This window comes from Caulobacter flavus, from assembly GCF_003722335.1.
GTDB classification, from domain to species: domain Bacteria; phylum Pseudomonadota; class Alphaproteobacteria; order Caulobacterales; family Caulobacteraceae; genus Caulobacter; species Caulobacter flavus.
Genome location: NZ_CP026100.1, coordinates 3280949 through 3302018, shown reverse-complemented (window position 1 = coordinate 3302018; position 21070 = coordinate 3280949). Strand labels below are relative to the sequence as shown.

The following is a 21070-nucleotide window of genomic DNA, read 5'->3' as shown; positions in this document are numbered from 1 at the left end:
AGTTCTCAGGGTTCGCGAGCGACGTCCTCGAACCTAGAGCCAGGCGGCCAGCGCATCTCGCGTCGGCTCGGTGATCTCGAACGGAACGGGCTGGCCGGTTTTGCTGGTTCACGTGGCGCGAACCCGGAGCAAACACTTGCCGCAACGTCGCTGACGCACAAAACCACTCAAAAGGCAGGAGACCGCGCCACAGCCCGCGACTATTTCCAGAAGATCGTGGCGACGGCTGCGAATGCCGACCAGTTCAAGCGCGCGCCCCTGATCCCCCCCGACAGCATGTCCGGCCGTGAACGGTGGCTAGGCTCTCCCTTGCGGGGACCGCCTGGCTGCACGCCCGCGGGACGATCCCTAGCGCTCGGCCGCGAGCAGTCCGCCGATCAGGTCAATCAGCGTCGCGGGCGAATAGGGCTTCAGGAGAAAGCGCGCATTGGCCGGCAAGTCGTCCGCCGTCCGCGCGCCGGCTCCACTGGTCACCACGATTTTGACCTCGGGGGCCTGCTTGGAAACAAGGTAAGCCAGGCCGACGCCGTTAATCTCGCCCGGCATGTCGACGTCAGTGAACAGGATGGCGATGTTGGTTCGCGCGGCGATGATCGCGATGGCCTCCCTGGCGCTGCCGGCCTCCAGGCTGCGAAACCCGCCGTCTTCCAGAATGTCACAGGCCAACGCGCGGACGAGCGGCTCGTCCTCGACCACTAGAATAAGCGGCCGTGCTTGGGGCGGAGAATGCCCATCGTCCACCATGCCGCACCCCAGCCGAAACTCTCGGAAGCTTTACAATTAAGTCGAGCACCCGACTAAAACCCTGGCCTGGAGGTTCTGTTGCATGACCAGACCGATTGATCCGGACTGTCTCCGCAATGCCGCTAGGGACACGCGCCTCGACCGTGGCGGTGGAGAAGTTGCGCGCGCCTTCGATAGCGGCGTGACCTTGGCGACATCAACGCCGCGAACCTGTGGAAAACCCCTTCCGGAAAACCGACCGGAAACCATGCTGCGCGACAACGCGGTCCTTGGATTGAGCCGAAGGGTTTGGTCATGGATTTTCAGGAACAAGCACAGCAACACACTCAAGTCCGCGAAGCGCTCGTCGCGGCCATTACCGAGCGCCAACCGATCGATGCAGCCGCCCTGCGATCGGATCGCCTTTGCCCGGCAGGGTGCTGGCTCCATGGGGATGGATCCCGGCGCTGGGCCGGCAACCATGCCTATCTGGGGCTACTGGAGACCCACCGGGCCTTTCACCAGCAGGCCGGCGCGGTGGCGGACCTCATCTGTCGCGGTCAATGGTCGGAGGCCCAAAGGGCGGTGCGTAGCGGATCGACCTTCGCCCTGGCGCTAGCGGACCTGACCGCCGCCCTGCGGCGCATGCGGACCGCGGCCACGACCCTGGCCGCCTAGCCCGCCGCGGCGCATCATGGACAAGATGGCGGCCGGCGCTCATGGCCGGCCGCCTGCCCCAACTCAAGAGAACAGGTTGCGGTCAAGCCGCTTCAGCGCCGAAAGGACCTCGCTGAGGGGTACCGGCGCGGGTGTTCCCAAGAGCCATCTTTGACTTGGCCGGTGCTCCACCGCGCTGGCGTCGGAGGCCCAGGCCGCCAGGATCTCCCGCTTTTCAGCGGTTGTTAGATCCTGGTCCTTGATGACCTCCAGCGGATGGAGGAAGCCGACGGCCGGGCGAACCGGCCATGGACGCGCCCGATCGGTCGATAGGGTTTGGGTCCGCATCGCGGGGCTCCCTTATGCGGCCTTGCGGGCCTTGGCCGGCTTGAGCGCCAGGACCTGGCGGTCCGCGCCGAGGCCGATGGGGATCTGCCTGGGCTTCAGGGCTTCGGGCACCTCACGCGCCAGGTCGATCGACAGGACACCATGGGCGTGGACGGCGTCCTTGACGACCACATAGTCGGCCAGCTCGAAGCGGCGTTCAAAGGCGCGCTGGGCCAGGCCCTGGTGCAAGAACGTCCGGCCCGCCTGAGCCTGGTTGCTCGCCTTTTGGCCCTTGATCACCAGGAGGTTGCGCTCGGTGGTGACCTCAAGGTCCGTCGGCGCGAAGCCGGCGAGCGCCAGCGAGATGCGGTAAGTGTCCTCGCCGGTCTTTTCGATGTCGTAAGGCGGATAGTGGGCGCCCGCGCCGCCGCGCAGCGCGGTTTCCACCAGGTCGACCATGCGATCGACGCCGATCATCGATCTATAGAGCGGGGTGAAATCAAACGCAGTGCTCATTTCCATCTCCTCGCAAGCAAGTTGGACATGAGGGGCGCTGAGCCGAGAGCTGCGCGCCCCAGGCGCCAGGCCCTGTCGGCACCCGGCAAGTACGCGACGAATTAGAAAAACAGCGAAAAACGTCAAGAGGTCGACGCGCGCAAAATCGTCGTGGCGGCCTAAGGTCCGGACGCGGAACGTTTCGGACGGCTTGCGCGTAAAACCTCCAGGACATCGTGGCGAAGCCGCGTTCAGGCTTCCAATCGTGTTTCGATGTCGTTCAGGAGGTCAGACAATGTTCACAAGACGTTGCGACAGCCGATCCTCGGCCCCGCGAGCGATGGTCTTCGAAAAGCGGCCTGATCAGGCATCACGACAAGGCGTCGACACGTGCCCCTTCCGCTAGGGCGCGCCTGGCCCCGGGGCGTGCCAGGCCGAACACCATAGGGCCCATCGGCCAGCGCGCTCGCCAAGCCCGGCTCGAGCGCACACCGCGCCCCGGTCCCGCCGGGGCGCCTTCGCGCGTTGGCTTTCATGCGAAGAACGCTCTGGTCCGGGGATCGGGGCTGGGCGGCCACCTCCGTAGCCGGGCGGGGCCTGTTAGGACGACCTAGATTCGAAGCGTGGCGATAGCGTCCGACAGTTCCCGCGCCCGGAAGGGTTTGGTCAGGCGCGGCATATCCAGCGGCACCCCCTCGGCCTCGGCATAGCCGGAGATGATCAGCGCCGGCAGGCGGGGCCGGGCAAGTCGGGCCGCGCGAACCAGCTGGGCGCCGTTCATGCCCGGCATGAGGTGGTCGGTGACCAGCAGCGCCAAGTCGTCGCGCTCCCGCACAACGGCCAGGGCATGTTCGGCCGATCCGGTCTCGATCACCTGGAAGCCGATCTCCTCGAGCATGTGGGCGGTGCTGGCGCGCACCACCTCCTCATCGTCGACGAGGAGCACCGTGCCGAGGCGATTGACGTAGAGACCGGGGGAGGTCTCGCCAAGGTCGACGGCCGGGGCGGACGCCGTGCTCGCGGGCAGCCAGAGCGTCACGCAGGTTCCGGATCCGACCGTGCTGGTGATCTCCAAGGCGCCGCCCAGCTGTTGAACCAGCCCGTGGACCATCGACAGACCAAGACCTGTCCCCTTGCCGACGCCCTTGGTCGAGAAAAAGGGTTCGATCGCCCGCTCGATCGTGGCGGCGTCCATGCCGGCGCCGGTGTCGGCCACCGTGATCTTGACGTAGTGGCCCTCGGCCAGGCCCGCCGGCCGCTTTTCGCCCGCCGTCGCGGGCGCCACGGAGATCTTCAGGTCGCCGCCGTCCGGCATGGCGTCGCGGGCGTTAACGCTGAGATTGAGGATGGCCATCTCGAGCTGGTTGGGGTCGCCATGGGCCATGGGCAGGCCCTGGGCGATGTCGGTCACGACCCGCACCTGCGGACCCGTCGTGCTCGCGACGAGTTCGCCCATGCCTGTCACCAAGCTCGCCGTATCGACGGCCGTCGGCTGCAAGGGCTGGCGGCGGGCGAAGGCCAGCAGGCGCTGGACGAGCGTCCTGGCCCGCTCGGCGGACTGCAGCGCGCCGGCGATCAGGCGCTGCTCGCGATCGGTGCCCAGGCCCCTTCGGCCGAGCATGTCCAGGGAGCCGATGATGGGGGTCAGCAGGTTGTTGAAGTCGTGGGCGACGCCACCGGTGAGCTGGCCTAGTTGTTCGACCTTCTGCGACTGCCTCAGTTGCTCCTCGGCCTCGGCCAAGCGCCGCTGCTCGGCCACGCGCGCCGTCACGTCGTACACAAACTGATAGGCGCCGGCTAGATCGCCCTCGGCGTCGTAGTAGTTGCGGAAGGTCAATTCGAACCAGCGGCGCTGGTGCTCGGCGCTGCCAAACGCGCGCACGTCGGTATACTCCTCCCCGGCCAGCGCGCGGTCCCACGCGGCCTTGACCTCGGCGACGTCGTCGGGCCGGTCGCCGATCAGGGCGAGCATGTTGTCGCCGACCTTGGGCCGGGCCCCGTAGGCGTCCTCGAAGGCCTGAATGCCAGCGCGGTTGATCGCCAGGATGCGGTATCCGTGATCCATGACGATGATGATGGCGTCGGTGTTCTCTACCAGATCGACGAGCAGGCGCCGCTCGGCGATCCCCTCGACAATGCGGCGTTCGAGCGTCTCGTTGAGTTCCTGAAGCGCCTGCTCATCGGCCTTGCGGGCGGTGACGTCGATCGCCGTGCCGATGACGCGCAGGCACCGGTCGCCATCGAACACGCCCCGCCCCTTGGCCGCCACCCAGCGCACCACGCCATCGTCCAGGCCGACGGTGCGGTACTCGACGTCGTAGAGCTCACGCACCGCGGGGTCGGCCGCCGCCGCGTAGGCCTTGGTTGTCGCGTCGAGGTCATCGGGATGCAGGCCCGCGTAGAAGTCGGCCATCGAGACGGGGCGATCGGTGACGATACCGAACATCCGCTTCAGACGGCGCGGCCAGTAGAGCGTGTCGTTGACCACGTCCACGTCCCAGAGGCCGACTTCGGCCGCGTCGGTGGCCAGGCGCAGCTGTTCTTCCTGTCGGCGTAGGGCCACCTCGGCACCGACGCGCTCGACGTGGGCCCAGGACCGCTCGGTCACTGCGCGGATGACCGAGAGTTCGTAGTTGGTCCAGAGGTGCGGGACCTTGTGATGGATCGCCATCAGGGCGACCAGGCGCCCGGCCTTGACCAGCGGCATGCAGATGGTGGCGGCAATGCCGATGTCCTGGAAGGTCTTGGCTTCGTGCGGGGCCAGTTCCGCGAGATTGTCGTTGACGATCAGCGGCCGGCCAGCCCCCAACTCCCGCACCGCCAAGGTTCCGAAGTCGGCCAGGCTGTAGTGGCCGACGATCGAGGGCGAGGCCGCGTCGTGCCAGTCGCCCTGGATGGTGAAACCGTCTTGGTCCGCGTCCATGTCGGCATAGGCGCAGTTGGAGACGCCCAGGTGTTCGCCGACCATGCGGGTGGTGACCCGCAGGATGTCGTCGGCGGTGTTGTGGGCACTGATGGCCTGCCCGAGCTGGTCGAGGAACCCGAAGAGCCGGGCGCTGGTCGCCAGTTGCTGTTCGGCCACGACGCGCTGGGTGATGTCGAAGACCATCGCCAGGATGCCGACCGGTCGTCCCGCCTCATCGCGAACGGGTGTGTAGTCCAGATCCATCCAGACCTGCTCAGCGCGCCCGAGCCGCCAAAGCTCCAGGGGCTGAGCCGCGTAGTGGAGCGCTTCGCCGGCCAAGCCGCGATCCAGGACGTTCTGATTGAAATCCCGAGCCTCGGGCCAGATGTCAAGGACCTTGCCGCCCAGCGCGGCCGGGTGGCGAGGACCGCAGACCTCGGCATAGCCCTCATTGTAGATCAGCCGCCCGTCGCCCCCCCACAGGATCACCATCGGCACGCGGGACGACAAGATCGTCTGGACGGTGGTGAAGAGCTCCGCCGGCCAGGCGTCGATTGGGCCCAGGCCGGCCTCGGACCAGTCGTAGGCCCGGATCAGGTCGCCGACCGCGCCGCCGCCTTGCAACTGGCGGCTCGCCGCACGCGGCAGGCCTTCAGCATCGGCGTTCATGACGTCCACGGCCCACCCTCTTTGGTCCCAGCGTTAGCTCAAGCCGCCGGACTGTAACAGGCGCGAACGCGGTGAAGCTTGCGTGAGTTCCGGTCGCCGTCGAAGTCAGGCTTCAGCAACGCAAAGCTTGGGCCAAGGCGAACCAGAGCCCAGAACGCGCGTTGGTGCAGGCCACCATTGCACCGCTTGGAAATCTGCCTTGACCGCCGACGACGATCACAGCCGCCCAGACCTGCCCGAAGATATCGAAGGCGGCGGCCAGAGCCGCGGCGTCCCGGCCAACGGAACCTTGGACGATGGCCCTTCCGAGCCCCTCGGCGCCGCCGGCCGGCGCCATTGGCGAGAAAGCACCATCACGCGTCCGGACCTGAATGAACGGGGCGGGGTCTTCTTCGCCGCGGTCGAGATGACCCGGATGCCGATGATCCTGACCGATCCCAACAAGCCGGACAATCCGATCGTCTTTGCCAACAAGGCCTTCCTGGATCTGACCGGCTACGAGGAGGCGGAAATCCTCGGCCGCAACTGCCGCTTCCTGCAGGGGCCCGGCTCCGACCGCGAGGCGATCGCCGAAATGCGCGAGGCGGTGGCCAAGGCCGATGCGATCTCGCTCGAGATCCTCAACTACAAGCGCGACGGCAGTCCCTTCTGGAACGCGGTGTTCATCGGCCCGGTCTACGACACGTCCGGCGAGCTTCTCTATTTCTTCGCCAGCCAGCTCGACGTCAGCCGCCGCCGCAACAGCGAGCAGGCCTACCGGCAATCCCAGAAGATGGAGGCCATCGGCCAGCTGACGGCCGGCTTGGCCCACGACTTCAACAACCTTCTGCAGGTGGTCAACGGCAACCTCGAGCTCCTGGCCTCGCGCCCGCTGGACAACCGGAGCCTTCGCTACATCGATGCGGCCCGATCGGCGGCGGAGCGCGGGGCCAAGCTCACGCGCCAGCTGCTGGCGTTTGCCCGCAAAACCCGGCTGGAACCGACGGCCGTCAACCTGTCCGAGCTGATCATAAACTTCGGGGAGTTGATGGAGAGCACGCTCGGCTCCCAGATCGACGTGCAGCTGAACCTGCGGCGACGATTGCCCGCGGTGTTGCTCGACGCCGACCATTTCGAGATGGCCTTGCTTAACATCGTCATCAACGCCCGCGACGCCATGCCCGGCGGTGGGGTGGTGACGATCACGACGAAGAGTCTGCATCTCAACGGCGACGCCGCGGCTCGGCAACTGCCCAGCGGTGACTACGTGGCCGTCGAGGTGCGGGATGAAGGCGAGGGCATGCCGCGCCACGTGCTCGAGCGGGCCATGGAGCCGTTCTTCACCACCAAGGGCGTGGGCAAGGGCACGGGCCTTGGCCTGGCCATGGCGCACGGCTTCGTGCAGCAATCGCGCGGCCGGCTCGAGATCGAAAGCGAACCCGGACAGGGCGCGCTGATCCGCCTGATCTTCCCGGTCGCCCCTGAAGCCACGCCGCGCGTGCCGGCCCCGCCCGCCGCCTCGCCCGCGCCTGGGCCGATCGAGGTTGCCGCCGATGGCGCGCGGATCCTCCTGGTCGAGGACAATCCCGAGGTCCAGGCGCTGGCGCGCGAAATCCTGGCCAGCGCCGGCTACCAGGTGACTACGGCCTCGTCGGGCGACGAGGGCTTGGCGATCTTCTCATCCGCGCCCGAAACCTTCGACCTGCTCTTCAGCGATATCGTCATGCCGGGCGGACGCAATGGTATCGTGCTCGCCGAGGAGGTCCGGCGCCTGCGGCCGGAGCTGCCGGTGCTGCTGACCACGGGCTACAACGAGGATCTCCTGGTCGAAGGGCCGGCGCGACCCTCGCTCGACGTGATCGGCAAGCCTTATCGGCGGGTCGAGCTTCTGGATCGCGTTCGCCAGGCGCTGGCCCAGACTGAACCTTCGCCGCGTCGGACGCCGTCCGATTTCGGGTCCGCCGAAGCATAATCTATAGCGGGCATGTCCTACGGGTGCGGAACCGGTTGCTGAGATCCTCGTACCGGCGCCCACCTTCAACGAAGAACTAGACCGAGGCCGTGGGCACCATTCCGCAGCTCCTACCCGGTCCGTCAGAGCCCTGCCTGCGCCAAGAGCTGACGCTGGCTCGCCTCCAAAACCTAGACGTTCGCCATCATACTAAGCGCTCTCCGACACTCACCGTCGGACGGTCAGTCCCAGGGAGATCGCGCGCGGCCTGGCGCCATCGATCCGGCGTCCTGCAACGAGATCAAGGTCAATTCGCCCCCCGCCCGGGTTCCAACGCATACCGAACTGAGCACCGGCATCGCTCCCCTCTCGTTGGAAGGTCTCAGCCATCAAGGTCAGGTTCCGCGCCAACGTCCATTCGGCCTGGGCGCCGACAAAGGCCGCATGAGACTTCGTGTCGGCGCGGACATAGCTCCACCCCGCGTTCAAGTTGATCCGCACCTTCTGGCCGACAGGGATCGTCATCGGCGCGATCAGGCTGGCGGTGTCGAGACGGCCCGCGCGCACGCCGTAGCCCGCCGTGCCCGCCAGGCCAAGCCCGATGCCCCGCTCCTCCGGCAAGATGTTGAGCTTCAAGGCCGGCCCCACCGTTGTCTCGACGGCGCCGTCGTTCCAGACGCGCTGCAACCCGCCGCCGATCTCCAGCCGGGGCCAGGCCTTGCGCGTGCAGGCCGGCGAGAGATTGAGCAGGCCTTGCCGTTGCGAAAACCGAGTGGTCCAGGTCTCCAGATGGCAAACGCCCGGTGTCTCGACTGCGGCGTCATCGACGACGTGCTCATTTCCGGATGCATGGGCCTCAGCCGCGACTAGAACGCTAGACGCGGCGATGGCCGCGCCCAGGAAGGCGAGTTTCAAGGTCATGGCCCTCCCCAGGGATCCTAGACGGCGTCTTCCAGCCAGAACCTGTCAGCGCCCTCGTCATAGGAGAAGACTTCGGCGTAACGGCTCCAGTTGGTCACCGCCCGCAGGGTCTGGTCGGCGTAGTCGGGCGACATGAAGTCCTCCAGCTCGTCGCGGAACCGGCTGGCGGGCGCACTGTGGCTGGGCCGGTCGTCCAGCACCCGGCGCACATGGGCGGCCAGGGGTACGTGGGCCAGCAGCTGCTGGGCGAAGATCGCCTTGCGCGCGTCGACCTCAGCCTCGGCGTAGCGGCGGGCGGTGGCGGCCAGCACCAGGTCGCCCTCACGCAGCTCGGCCAGCCGCAGCAGCTGCAGCGTCTCGGCGACCGGGAACAACTCGTCGGCTTCGTATTGCAGGTCCTGGGCGAGGTCGGACATCGGCGCCTGGCCATCGAACGGGGCGGCATGCACCGCCTCGATCAGGCCGGCCATGACGTTGGTCGAGACGCGCGGCAGCACCATGCCAAGGCCCATGCCGGGAAAGACGCCGTCGCGCGCGGCCGCCGCCTGGTCGGGCCGGGTCATCTGGGCGTAGATCCGCTCGACCAGGTCGCGGAAGGCCGGGTCCTGGCGATTGCGCGGCTGGGGCAGGTCGACCCTGATCGCCTGGACCACCCGGCCCGGATTGGACGAGAACACCAGGATGCGGTCGCACATCAGCACGGCCTCCTCGATGTTGTGGGTGACCATCAGGATCGACTTGATCGGCATCCGGCCCTCGCTCCACAGGTCGAGCAGGTCGGTGCGCAGGGTCTCGGCAGTCAGCACGTCCAGGGCCGAGAAGGGCTCGTCCATCAGCAGGATCGAGGGATCGACCACCAGCGCGCGGGCCAGGCCGACCCGTTGGCGCATGCCGCCCGACAGCTCCTTGGGATAGGCGTTCTCGAAGCCGTCCAGGCCGATCAGGTCGATGGCCGCCAAGGCGCGCTTGCGGCGCTCGTCGGCGCGCACGCCCTTGGCCTCCAGCCCGACCTCGACGTTCTGCAGCACGGTCAGCCAGGGAAAGAGCGCGAAGCTCTGGAACACCATGCTGACGCGGGTCGGGCCGTCGGGGCGCGGCGGGAAGACGATCTGGCCCTCGGTCGGCTTGATCAGGCCGGCGATTGAGCGCAGCAGGGTCGACTTGCCCGATCCCGAGCGGCCCAGCAGGCCAACGATCTCATTCTCGCAAAGGGTCAGGTCGACATTGTCGAGCACCAGCAGGTTGGCGCCCTCGGCCTTGCCGTACAGGTGACGCACGCCCTTGGCTTCGACCAGGCGGGTGTCGGTGACGTGGGTGAAGTGGGTCATGGCGAGGACTCCCTAGGCCAGACGCAGGCGGCGCTCGGCGAAGCGGTACATCGGCCGCCAGAGCACGCGATTGAAGGTGATGACGAAGACGGACATGACGGCCACGCCCAGGGCGACGCGGGCGCTGTCGCCGGCGCTGGTGGCCTTGGCGATGTAGGCGCCCAGGCCGGCCGCCTCGAGGTGTTCATGGCCCCAGCTGACCGCCTCGGCGACGATGCTGGCGTTCCACGATCCGCCCGAGGCGGTGAGGGCGCCGGTCACGTAGTAGGGAAAGATTCCCGGGATCGCGACCTGCCGCCACCACTGCCAGCCCTTGAGGCCGAACATGCCGGCGGCTTCCTTCAGGTCGCTGGGGATGGCGCTGGCCCCGGCGATGACGTTGAACAGGATGTACCACTGGGTCCCCAGCACCATCAGCGGCGAGAGCCAAATGTTGGGGTTGAGATGCAGGGCGACGATGGCCGCCACCGCGAACGGGAACATCACATTGGCCGGGAAGGCCGCCAGGAACTGGGCGATCGGCTGCAGGCGCTCGGCCCAGGCCGGGCGCAGGCCGATCCAGACGCCGAGCGGGACCCAGATCAGCGTGGCCAGCGCGATCAGCACCACGACTCGGACCAGAGTCGCCAGGCCCAGCAACGATACCTCGCCGAGGTCGCCGAAAGACAGGCGGGCGCTGAGGAACGACCACGTCAGCCAGACGCCGCCGGCCAGGGTCATGGCGACCAGCGCCATCCAGAGCACGTCCATCGCCCGCCCGAAGGCCGGGTGAGGCGGGGGCATCCGCAGGCTGGGCAGGCGGACCGGCGATCGCAGGCTCGAGACGGTCCGCGACAGATCGGCCAGCAGCCGGGCCAGCGACCGCGTCCAGGCCGCGCGGCGCAGCAGGTCGTAGAGCCACGAGGCCGGGCGCTGCTGGCTGGCGGTCTGCTCGAAGCGGAACTTGTCGGCCCAAGCCACGACGGGGCGGAAGACCAGCTGGTCGTACAGGACGATGACCACGGCCATGGCCGCGACGCCGGTGGCGACGGCCTTCATGTCCTGACGAGCGATCGCCACCGACAGCCAGGAGCCGATGCCCGGCAGGGTGACGGTGGTGTCGCCCACGGTGATGGCCTCGGACGCGACGACGAAGAACCAGCCGCCCAACATCGACATCATCACGTTCCAGACCAGGCTGGGCGTGGCGAACGGCAGCTCCAGCCGCGTGAACCGCCGCCAGGGCGAGAAGCCGAACTGGCGGCTGACCTCGTCCAGGTCGGCCGGGATGGCCCGCAGCGACTGGTAGAAGCTGAAGGCCATGTTCCAGGCCTGGCTGGTGAAGATCGCAAAGATCGCCGCGCACTCCACGCCCAACTGACGGCCGGGGAACAGGCCCATGAAGAAGGTGACCGTGAAGGTCAAAAAGCCCAGGATCGGCACCGACTGCAGGATGTCGAGGGCGGGCACGATCAGCAGCTCCGCCTTGCGGCTCTTGGCGGCCAGAGTGGCGACCGTGAACGTGAAGACGAGCGAGGCGGCCAGGGCCAGGAACATCCGCAGCGTCGTGCGCAGGGCATATTCGGGCAGGCGCGCGGGATCCAGGGTTACGGGGACGGCGTGCAGGGCCGCCAGGGGCTGACTCATGTCCTCGGCGCCGCGCAAGACCAGAACGGCGGCGGCGGCGAGCAGGACGAAGGCGACCAGATCCGCCCATGAAGGGACAGTTCCAGCGCGGAGGAAGCGCGCGAGCGGGCGCGCGGCCTTGAGGTCTCCGGAGAGGAAAACCATGGGGCTTCACCTTGTGACTGTGGCCGCGACCGGCCGCCAGCAAGGAGCCCGTTAAACCCCTAGCGTGACGCCTTTCGCGGCGGGATGGATCGACTGTGACTGTCGCTGGGCATGGGGTTTTGGTTTCCGTTGAGAGCGCCACCGCTGCATTGCAGCAACGAACGCGGCGGCGGGATGCGCCTGTCGAACGGCGTTGTCAAGCTGATCTCGATGACGAGGTGAAAGGTGAGCCGTGCGCCAGGAGCGGATCTTGGCCTAACCCCGAAAACCGGACCTTCAAGAGGCTGCTCGCCAAGCGCTTCCTGCGGCCTCTAACCGAGCGAAGATATCGTCACCCTTGATGCGCTCGGACGAGCCTCTCGGGACACAAGGTTGAGTGATCAAGTAGCGCGGCTAGGCCGATCCACCCGGTTGGAGGTCACGCGGGTCGTGGCCAAGGGGCTTCCCATAGAGGCCGATATTGGCGTCGCCCCACGCTTTCAGAGAGCGAAGGATCGGGGCCATGCTCAGGCCAAGCTCCGATAGCGAATACTCGACCTTCGGCGGGACCTGCGCATAGACCTTGCGCGTGATCAGCCCGTCGTCCTCCAGCTCGCGGAGTTGATTGGTCAGCATCCGCGGCGTGCAGCTTTGAACCTGCCGCCGGATTTCGTTGAAGCGCAGCGTTCCGGCCAGCAGGTGCCAGAGGATGATGGCCTTCCACTTGCCATCGATCAGCCCGATCGCGGCCTCCACCGAACACCCCGGCGTGCAGTCGAAGCGGGAATGGCGCACCTTGGCCATATTAGTATCCTTTTTGATACTATATGCGATTGTTGTCAGTATTGCAGTTTTCAGAGAGTAGCTGCACCTATCGAGCACCGCAACACGGAGCTCCGCCATGAAGGCTATTGGCTACAAGATCCCCGGCGCGCTTGATCGGCCCGACGCGCTCCAGGATATCGTGCTCGATCGGCCGGTCGCCACCGGCCATGACCTGCTGGTCGAGGTGGCGGCCGTGTCAGTCAACCCGGTCGACACCAAGGTCCGCGCCAGCGCGGCGCCCACGAACGACGACTGGAAGGTCCTGGGCTGGGACGCCGTGGGCAAGATCGTCGAAGTCGGGCCGCGGGTCGAGGGCTTCGCCATCGGCGATGAGGTGTTCTACGCCGGGTCGATCACGCGGCAGGGGGCCAACAGCCAGTTCCATCTTGTCGACGCCCGGATCGTCGGGCGAAAGCCCAAGACGCTCAGCAACGCCGAAGCCGCCGCCCTGCCCCTCACCGCGATCACGGCCTGGGAAATGCTGTTTGACCGGATCGACATCCGCCGACCCGTCCCCGGCGCGGCCAATGCCGTGCTGATCATCGGCGGCGCGGGCGGCGTGGGGTCGATCGCAATTCAGCTGATCCGCGCCCTGACCGACCTGGTGGTGATCGCCACGGCGTCGCGAGCAGACACCCAAGAGTGGATCAAGGGTCTCGGCGCCCACCACGTGCTCGATCATGGCCAGCCTCTGGCCAGGCAAATCCAGGCCCTGGGGATCGGGGCGCCCGCCTTCGTCTTTTCCACCACCCATACCGACCAGCATCTGGATGACATCCAGACGCTCATCGCGCCTCAGGGCCGCTTTGGCCTGATCGACGATCCGGCCCTGCTGGACGTTGTGGGCTTCAAGCGCAAAGCCGTCTCGATCCACTGGGAATTGATGTTCACCCGCTCGATCTTCGAAACGGCCGATATGGCTGAGCAGGGCCGGCTGCTGAACGAGGTCTCGAGGCTTGTCGACGCCGGCCGCATTCGCACGACCTTGACCCAGACCCTGTCGCCCATCAATGCGGCCAACCTTAAAGCGGCGCATGCGCTGATCGAGAGCGGCCGCGCGAAGGGGAAGGTGGTCCTGGAAGGTTTTGGTCCAACCTGAACGGCGATGATACGCGAGCCGCAGGCCCGTACTCTTCGAACCTTGTGCTCCCCGCGCTGGGTTGGGCGATCACCCTAGTCGGCGGCGAGCCACATCAACATCGCGGGCTAGGCTGCGCCATCAGCAGACTCTAGGACCCAGCCCAGAACCGGACGTTCAGCAGCCGCCCCACTAGTGCTGCGATAGCGCAGCGCATCGACAACGAGCGTGAAGGCACCGCCCCACCTGGCCGATGGATGGCGGTGCCGACAATGTGGCTGGCGGCCGGCTGCCTGAGCACGAGCGTCAAGACGCGGGGACCCCACTACGCCCACCACCGTCCAACCTATCAAGCCAAGGCGATCAGGCGATTGCTTCAAGAACCCGTCGTGCCGAAAGAAAAGATCGCTCCATTACCCAAATCCCCGTTAGGGGACTTTAGCGCACCTGCGCGTGCGGCGGCGTGATTGTCCGGCGATCTGCGTTCGCCGTACACCTGACGTTCATCCGACCCGCGCTCAGTTGCGCGACGGGGTGGAGCTTGGTGGGGAAACAATGCGAAACCAGAAACTGGTCGCGCCGATCATGGTGGCGGCGGCGCTCGCGGGGGGCGCCCCCGAGGCAACGCTGGCGCAAAGCCAGCCCGCGCTCACGTCCATCGACCGGGTGGCCTATATGGCCTGCGTGCTATTCAAGTCGGGAGCGGCTTCCGGCTACGTCCCTGTCCAGAAGACGACCGGCTACCACGTCTACAATTACTTCGAGTCGAAGACCGGGGAGCGGCTGCTGCCCGGCACCGGCTACACGAACATTCGATGCTATCGCGGCGACACGCAGGAAGCCGCTGAACAGGCGCGCATCAAATCCGGTTACGTCGCCGCCGAGACCATCCCTTGGCCAAAGGGTTTCAAGCCCGTGCCCGACCCTGGCGCGCCGAAGCCTGTCGGTCCGGACCAGTGGCTGCTGTGCACCCTGGAGACCGGCGGCGGAATTGGCCGTCCCCTGGCGATGATTGTGTTCGAGCCCTTTCTCGTACCCGGCGCCAAGTATCCGCTCAGCGGCGATGTCGGAATGATGTTCCATCGCCAGGTCGGCACGGACACGGTGGTACCTGGCTATTCACCCTTCAACGGCAACGGCTCAGGCGGGTGCGACGCGTTCGGGACCGAGACCGCGGCGCGCGCCAAGCGCGATCGCTGGCAGTACAGCCGCAACTACAACATCGTGAAATTCGTCGACTGGCGTCCTCCAGAGCTGAACGCCAAGACGGCGCCCGCCAAGGTAACCGGGACCGCCGGCGGCCCGGGTAATCCCAACGACAAGAGCGGCGCCACGGTTCAGCCCGTCGACACGTCACTGCGCGACGCCGGCAAGGCGTGGGACGAGCAGGTCAAGAAGACCTTGGCCGAAGAGGCTAAGAAAAAGGTCGAGCTTGCCGCCAAGCAGGTCCAGGCCGACGCCAAGGCCAAAGCCGACCTCGAAGCCTTCCTCAAGGCGCGCCGGAAGCAGGGCAGCGCTCAATGAGCCGCGTCGCGCTGCTGAGCGCCGCCGCCGGCCTGGCCCTGGCTACGTCCGCGCAGGCCCAGCTCCTGACCATCGCTCTGCGGCCCATGACCGCCGCATCCGCCGACCAGCAGGTGACCTCGTTGCTGAAGGGCGGCGCGATCTGCATCAAGCAGGGCCCGCTATCGGCCTCGGAGATGCGCCGCGCCCTCACCAGCAACGACAGCGACACGCGCCTGCGCGAGGCGTTGAGCGGCGCCGGGGTGATGATCAACACCTCGGGTTCGGCGGCCGTCGAGGTCTCGGGCGTGGCCCGTATCACTCTGGCCGACGCCTGCCTGCCCGACTACGGCTTTGGCAAGATCGACAAGATCACCGGCAAGGCCGAGGTCGCCGTCGAATGGACCCTGACCGACCGCGCCACCGGCGCCGAGATCGGCAAGCTGTCGACGCGCGAGGCGGCCGAGCGCACCGGCGGAACCGGCGGGCTAGCCGGCCTGGTCGACGAGGCCTTCATGGCCAACGCCAAGGCCCTGGCGGCCAATCCTGCGTTCCGGGCGGCGGCAGGCCGTCCGCTGCTGGCCTCGGCCCGGCCCGACACCGTCCAGCCGCGCGATCCGGCCCTGCTGGTCCTACCGCCCTGGCGTCGGGTGAGCGACAAGACGCCTCTATCGGTCACCGCGCCGCGCGTCATCGAGAGCGATCTCGACATGCTCCACGGCTACGCCCGGGAGTATTTCGCCGTCCCGCTAGAGGCGGGCGAGACCCTGCGGCTCGACATGCAGGACGCAGCCGCGAAGATCGTCATTTCCGTCACCGACCCCAAGAACAAGTACCTCGCCTCGACCGACTACAAGACCCCAGAGCGGCATTTGTCGGCGTCGGCCAAGACGGCCGGAACCCACATCGTCAGCCTCTGGGCGTCGAGCAGTCCGCAGATTGCGCCCTACCGGCTGAAGATCGACACCGACCGGCGGCCCTACAGCGAGACGGCGACGCCCGGCGCGCCGAGCGCTCCGACCACGACCGCATCCGCCCCCACGAACGGTCCCAATGGCCCGGTGGCCCTGCGCTGGGTCGTGGCCGCGCCCCTCGAGGCCCAGGCCGGCGGCCAGATCGGCGCAGCGGACTTCTGCACCAGCAAGGAGCCCGTCCAGCCCTCCGAGATGCGCCGCGCCATCGAGTCCGGCGCGCTGGACGCCCGACTGCGCGACGACCTGCGGGCCGCCGGCTTCCAGGTCGTGGGAAGCATGGCCAAGACCCCGCACGGCGTCGCGCCCGTATCGCTGTCGGCCGAGGCGCGGATCACCAACTTCCAGGCCTGCATCCTCAACTGGGGCCTGGCCAATTTCGACACGGTCGCCGGCAAGGTGGCCATGAGCATCGACTGGGTAGCGCGCGACCGCGCCACCGGGGCCGAACTCGCCCGCCTGACCACCCAGCAGGGCGTCGATCGCAAGAAAGGATCTGGCGGCCTTCTGTACCTGACCCAGGACGCGTTCAGCGCCAACATCAAGATCCTGCTGGCCGATCCGGCGGTGAAGGCGGCCCTGCGCCGTCCGGCCCTGGCGGCGCCGCAGCCGGACGACGGCCCAGCGCGCGATCCGCTGCGCGCGGTCATTCCGCCCTGGACGCCAACCGCCTTCGGCGCTCGCATTCCGCTGGACCTGCCCAAGGTGGCCGAAAGCGACATCGACGCCACTGACGAGGACAAGTCCTCGGCGCGCGAGACCTACAAGATCAACGTTAGGGCCGGCGAGACGGTGTCCATCGCGATCAGCGACGCCCAAAAGCCCTTGCGCGTCGGCGTACTCGACATGCAGAGCACGTTGATCACCGACACTTTCGGCGCCAGCCCCGCCCTGAAGTGGAAGGCTCCGGCGGCCGGCGACTACTTGATCCAAGTGACCTCGGCCGACAAGCCGCGCCAGACGCCGTACCGCATGCTGGTTGAGAGCGACCTGCGCCCCAAGGATCCGCCTAAGCCCGTCATGGCCGAGGCGCCGAAGCCGCCTCTCGCCGCCAAGCCCGAGGTCGCGGAGAACGGCCCGCCGGCCAAGCCTCCCGCCCCGCCCGCGCTTCCATCGATGCCGAAGTTCACCCCGCCGCCGGGCGTGCTGCTGGCCGAGGTCGGCAAGTCGGTGCAGCGACCGGCCGGCAAGGTCGGGGCGGCGGTCGATCTCTACGCCTTCATCGGCGAGTCCGGCTCGGTGTTCCAGGCGAGGGCGGGCGCTCCCGGCGCAGGCGGCCACGCCATCACCCTTTACACGCCCGAGGGCGACGAGATGCTGAAGGCCGACGGCGTCGACATGACCAGCCTGAACGGCATCCTGCCCAAGGACGGCATCTACATGCTGGCGGTCGGCCGCCAGAACGCGGCCAAGCCCTACAAGCTGACCCTGGCGGCGGACTCGCCGGACCTTTTCCAGTGGAGCCACCGCAATCTGGCCGGCTACGAGGTCCTGGATCAGGACGGAAAGCTGCTCTACACCACCTGCTGGACGGCGCCCGGCGCGACCTTGCGCTACGACTTCGCCAGTGGCGTAAGGAGCTCGATGAGCGTCGAGCGCGGCGGCGCCGGACGGTGGGAGTTCGTAGGGGAACCGGCGAAGGCCTTTACCACCCAGCTGGTCGCGGGTGTCTTCGTGCGGACCTATGCCAGCGGAGACAAGCCGAACTCCTGGGGTCTGGATGATCCGCCCCCCGAACCGGGGCCTATCGCGGCTACCTCTGCAGGTAGCCTGCATAGCGCCATTTGCTGCCGTTGGCGCACCTCCAGGAACACGACATTAAGGATCCCGGCGAGAAGACCGAAGTCGACCCGTGCGCCTGCGTTGGCGGGAAGATACACAAGAAGTGTTGCCTTCCGGCCCTACAGGACTTGGCGCCAAAATCGACTCGATAGTTGAACTGGCCGACCCGTCCTTCCCGTGACCGTCTTATCTACTGATTGCCGCCAGGGCACCGTCGGAGGTCGGGTCCTTTTCAAGTGACAGGAGGGCGACATATTCATCGACGTCGGCTGGGAACTTGGCGCTTCTAATCCATTTTGACGCGGAAAAATTTCCAGCTTTCCGCCGTAGCTTGGTGTCTTCGACAGGCATCGGAGCGTTGGCGACGCTCTCTCGCTTCCAATTCAGGAAGTCCGCCCAAAGGCCGCGCGCCTCCTCAAGCACCTTAGGGAGCCAATCGGTGACGCCGTCTGCCCTTCGTCTCACTCGTAGGGCGCGTACCAGCGTGGTAAGCGCGAGGTCGTTTACAAGCTTCTCAGCGTTCTGGTGGGGTTTGAGTTGAGAAATTTCTCGGTAAATCTCGTAAAATTCGAAGAAGATTCCGACAGGAGCATCATTCTCGAGCGCTGGAATGATACCGCCTGTGCTCCGCATCATCTTTCGTTCGACGGCTAGACCATAGCGCCCCATAGCCATGTGCATCAGGCGCGTGAAAAGAGCGCGCTCGACGACGTCTTCCCGATCGATATAGTTTTTGCGAATTGCGTCCGAATATTCTCCGCGTTTCGGCTCGTAAAGCAGGCCAGTACGGCGAAAGACTATTTCGGCTATCTCACGATTGTCGTCGTTGCTAGCGCTTCGATCGATGGGGGCGACAGCGGTCTGCGAATTCGTCGCCGACGAGATGCTTCGGATGAGTTCTTTTTTGGAGGCCTCATCAATCTGGGGAAGCGTGATAATCCTGAGGACAACTTCCTTCCCAGAAAACAGCTTGACCCTACCCGCTAGCAGACCTTCCGAGGTTCGGCGATGAGTCACATACCGGCATTCGGAGGGCGGTCGTCCAGCACCTCGGCACGCAGCAACCGGCCCGATGCCAACCGCCGCGCCAATGCATCTAAGAACCCGGCATAGCGCTCCTGCCCCTTGGCGTTCTGCGCCTTCTGATCGCCTGCGGCCAGGCTGGGCGTCGCCGTCAGCCAGGCCTTCACGAACAGGGCGATCGCCTCGTTGGCGATCGTCAGGTCCCGCCCCTGCCCCTCAAGCTCTCGGCCTATTCGATCAAGCCGCCGGACCACAGCAGCCTCGGCCGCTTCGTCGCTATCGGGCGACAGGTAGCTAGCGACCGCGGCTTGAACGATCTCCGACTTCGACCGCTTGGTTCGCCGAGACGCTTCATCCAGCGCCAGCACGAGATCGCGCGCTAGGAAGACCTTGGTCTGAACCTTCATCGCGGCCTCACAGCGGGATGCCGTCGTCAGGGTCCAGGCTGGCCTGCCTGGCCGCGGCCCGGAACCGGCGGGCTTGCTCAGCCTGGGCGGACTCGTCGGCGTCGGGATTAGGGTCCAGCCAGATCTCGGGCGCAGGCGGTTCCGGCGCCGGCTCGGCCGGCGCTTCGAACTCCGGCTCGATGCGATGGCCGCCTTCATCGGCGGCCTCGCCAGCCCGGTTCCCGGAAGACGCTGCCGCCGAGATCGCCGTGATCCACATGGCATCCGCGCCGGCGCTAAGCGCCTGCAGCTGTTGCGGCGGATCAGCCACCCGACCGGCCAGCTCCGGGTCGACATAGTAGCGGACCTTGGTCGCGCGGATGGGCGGCACGCCCGACACTTGAATGATCGCCTCGTCCGGTGGAAGCTGCATCACCTCCCCGGGTGTCAGAAGCGGGCGGGCCGTTTCCTGGCGGCTGACCATCAAATGGCCAAGCCAGGGGGAAAGCCTGTGCCCGGCATAATTCTTCATCGCTCTCATCTCTGTGGCGGTGCCCAGGCTGTCGCTGATGCGGCGCGCGGTGCGCTCGTCGTTGGTCGAGAAAAGGTGCCGATGGTGGCCATGGGGGTCTCTCCGATCTCACTGGGCCGCGCCGATCGCGGCCTCGATGGCGATCTCAAGGACCAGGGTCGGTGTCCGGCCCGCAGAGCGCGCCCTGCCGTCCCAAGGCAGGCTTTTGCGGGCGCGCTCCCGAAGCCTTGGCGAAGGACCGAAGGGAAAGAGTTTCTTGTCTCGCGAGGAATGGGGCGGGCCTGGCCAGCGGCCGCCCCAGGGGAAGAAAGTCGAGCGCCGAGGTTGCGGCGACGGACCGGTCCCGGTCCAGATCAGGCCAGAAGAGGACGCGGTCGGCACGCCCGATGCAGATCAACTGGAGAGCCCCCCAAGGCCGCCGTCGCCCCCCTTCACCGGTCGAGAAAACGGTTCCTACACCGGCGCCATCGACACCCTGGCCGCCAAGCTCAAGACGGTCGAGTTCCGCCCGGTCGTCGACAAGCCCAAACGACAAGAGCCCGACTTCCGGGCCTATGCCGGCAAGGCCGATCTCGACTCGGCTTGGAAGACAGTCAGCGCGGACGAAGAGGCTCCCTTCGGTCAAGCCGGACGACCCGTCCTTCAGCAGCGCGGTCAACGCCGCTCTGGTCGATCTCAACGGCGGCCGAACCCCGACCTGGTCGCGCAGCAACGGCCCGCGCGAGGACGAGGGGCCGGGCCCGGCTCGCCGCCCCTTCGGCAGGGCGGGCGCGGCGCCGGCTGCCCGGCGAGACTCAAGCTATAGGCGGCCCATGCCCGCCCTTCCCCTGCTCGCCGCCGCCGTCATCGCCTGCACCGCGCCAAAGGTCCACGACGGCGACACCCTGCGCTGCGGCGCCGACCGCGTCCGCCTTTTCGGGGTCGATGCGCCGGAGGTGCGGCGCGGCAAGACGCCGGCCGAGCCCCTGGCCTACGAGGCCCGCGACCTCCTGGCCAGCCTGACGCGCGGCCGGGTCGGCTGCCGGGTCGTCGATCAAGACCGTTATGGCCGCCACGTCGCCCGCTGCTGGTCCGACGCCAGCCCCGACATCAACGCCGCCCTGATCCGCTCGGGCCTCACCAGCGAATATCGGCGCTACAGCAAGGGCGCCTACGCCGCCGAAGAGGCCAAGGCCAAGGCGGCCCGGCGCGGGCTTTGGGCGTCCGGGGCGCCCGCCCGGCCGAGCCGGTAAACCAGGCAGGCCGCGAACGACGCCCTGTCCGCCC

General features: G+C 67.1%; 17 protein-coding genes and 1 pseudogene. 6 read left to right on the top strand and 12 right to left on the bottom strand.

Annotated features, from left to right (window positions below; all coding sequences use genetic code 11):
* Positions 1 to 36: 36 nt before the first annotated feature.
* From C1707_RS15230 to C1707_RS15205, 5 genes and pseudogenes are all read right to left on the bottom strand, one after another.
* Positions 37 to 102, bottom strand: a pseudogene (locus tag C1707_RS15230) (integrase); the annotation flags it as partial.
* A 246-nt stretch (positions 103 to 348) separates the two neighbouring features.
* Entirely contained in the window at positions 349 to 744 is a 396-nt protein-coding gene (locus tag C1707_RS15225; protein WP_101712151.1) for a response regulator, read from the bottom strand.
* Between the two features lie 720 nt (positions 745 to 1464).
* Positions 1465 to 1728 (bottom strand): hypothetical protein, encoded by a 264-nt coding sequence (locus tag C1707_RS15215; RefSeq protein WP_101712149.1) that lies wholly within the window; start codon positions 1726 to 1728, stop codon positions 1465 to 1467.
* 12 nt (positions 1729 to 1740) lie between these two features.
* Positions 1741 to 2223: an Hsp20 family protein gene (locus C1707_RS15210; protein WP_101712148.1), complete on the bottom strand. Its 483-nt coding sequence runs from the start codon at positions 2221 to 2223 to the stop codon at positions 1741 to 1743.
* Positions 2224 to 2812: 589 nt separating this feature from the next.
* Complete coding sequence (locus C1707_RS15205) at positions 2813 to 5776, bottom strand: PAS domain-containing protein (RefSeq protein WP_240633972.1); 2964 nt, start codon at positions 5774 to 5776, stop codon at positions 2813 to 2815.
* A gap of 127 nt (positions 5777 to 5903) precedes the next feature.
* Between C1707_RS15205 and C1707_RS15195 the strand changes: the two genes are divergently transcribed.
* On the top strand, positions 5904 to 7727 hold the full coding sequence (locus tag C1707_RS15195) for a histidine kinase famiy protein (RefSeq protein WP_205686760.1): 1824 nt from the start codon (positions 5904 to 5906) through the stop codon (positions 7725 to 7727).
* Positions 7728 to 7934: 207 nt separating this feature from the next.
* Here the strand turns inward: C1707_RS15195 and C1707_RS15190 are convergent, their stop codons facing one another.
* From C1707_RS15190 to C1707_RS15175, 4 genes are all read right to left on the bottom strand, one after another.
* Complete coding sequence (locus tag C1707_RS15190) at positions 7935 to 8627, bottom strand: hypothetical protein (protein ID WP_101712145.1); 693 nt, start codon at positions 8625 to 8627, stop codon at positions 7935 to 7937.
* Between the two features lie 17 nt (positions 8628 to 8644).
* Positions 8645 to 9955: an ABC transporter ATP-binding protein gene (locus C1707_RS15185; protein WP_101712144.1), complete on the bottom strand. Its 1311-nt coding sequence runs from the start codon at positions 9953 to 9955 to the stop codon at positions 8645 to 8647.
* A gap of 12 nt (positions 9956 to 9967) precedes the next feature.
* On the bottom strand, positions 9968 to 11725 hold the full coding sequence (locus tag C1707_RS15180; RefSeq protein ID WP_101712143.1) for an ABC transporter permease: 1758 nt from the start codon (positions 11723 to 11725) through the stop codon (positions 9968 to 9970).
* A 393-nt stretch (positions 11726 to 12118) separates the two neighbouring features.
* Positions 12119 to 12508 (bottom strand): winged helix-turn-helix transcriptional regulator, encoded by a 390-nt coding sequence (locus C1707_RS15175; protein ID WP_101712142.1) that lies wholly within the window; start codon positions 12506 to 12508, stop codon positions 12119 to 12121.
* A 97-nt stretch (positions 12509 to 12605) separates the two neighbouring features.
* On the opposite strand from C1707_RS15175, the gene C1707_RS15170 reads away from it, so the two are divergent.
* The 3 genes from C1707_RS15170 to C1707_RS15160 all read left to right on the top strand — a co-directional run bounded on the left by C1707_RS15170 (position 12606) and on the right by C1707_RS15160 (position 18019).
* A complete protein-coding gene (locus C1707_RS15170; RefSeq protein ID WP_101712141.1) occupies positions 12606 to 13628 on the top strand; it encodes a zinc-binding alcohol dehydrogenase family protein in 1023 nt (340 codons plus the stop codon).
* Between the two features lie 534 nt (positions 13629 to 14162).
* A complete protein-coding gene (locus tag C1707_RS15165; protein ID WP_101712140.1) occupies positions 14163 to 15131 on the top strand; it encodes a cell envelope integrity TolA family protein in 969 nt (322 codons plus the stop codon).
* The gene (locus C1707_RS15160; RefSeq protein ID WP_123170759.1) at positions 15128 to 18019 is read left to right on the top strand and encodes a hypothetical protein; all 2892 of its coding nucleotides are present in this window, start codon (positions 15128 to 15130) and stop codon (positions 18017 to 18019) included. The genes C1707_RS15165 and C1707_RS15160 overlap by 4 nt, the downstream gene beginning before the upstream one ends.
* Before the next feature lie 30 nt (positions 18020 to 18049).
* Here C1707_RS15160 and C1707_RS15155 read toward each other — a convergent pair whose 3' ends face one another.
* Genes C1707_RS15155 through C1707_RS27250 form a run of 3 tightly spaced genes read right to left on the bottom strand, consistent with a single transcriptional unit; the run spans position 18050 to position 19831 of the window.
* A complete protein-coding gene (locus C1707_RS15155; RefSeq protein WP_164467364.1) occupies positions 18050 to 18880 on the bottom strand; it encodes an AIPR family protein in 831 nt (276 codons plus the stop codon).
* A complete protein-coding gene (locus C1707_RS15150) occupies positions 18877 to 19293 on the bottom strand; it encodes a CopG family transcriptional regulator (protein WP_101712137.1) in 417 nt (138 codons plus the stop codon). The genes C1707_RS15155 and C1707_RS15150 overlap by 4 nt, the downstream gene beginning before the upstream one ends.
* 7 nt (positions 19294 to 19300) lie before the next feature.
* Positions 19301 to 19831, bottom strand: a complete 531-nt coding sequence (locus C1707_RS27250; RefSeq protein ID WP_240633971.1) for a type IV secretory system conjugative DNA transfer family protein — start codon at positions 19829 to 19831, stop codon at positions 19301 to 19303.
* A gap of 10 nt (positions 19832 to 19841) precedes the next feature.
* Here C1707_RS27250 and C1707_RS27185 point away from each other — a divergent pair, with 10 nt between their 5' ends.
* Both C1707_RS27185 and C1707_RS15135 read left to right on the top strand, forming a co-directional pair.
* The gene (locus C1707_RS27185; RefSeq protein WP_101712135.1) at positions 19842 to 20609 is read left to right on the top strand and encodes a DUF736 family protein; all 768 of its coding nucleotides are present in this window, start codon (positions 19842 to 19844) and stop codon (positions 20607 to 20609) included.
* A 7-nt stretch (positions 20610 to 20616) separates the two neighbouring features.
* On the top strand, positions 20617 to 21036 hold the full coding sequence (locus tag C1707_RS15135) for a thermonuclease family protein (RefSeq protein WP_101712134.1): 420 nt from the start codon (positions 20617 to 20619) through the stop codon (positions 21034 to 21036).
* The last annotated feature ends 34 nt before the right edge of the window (positions 21037 to 21070 follow it).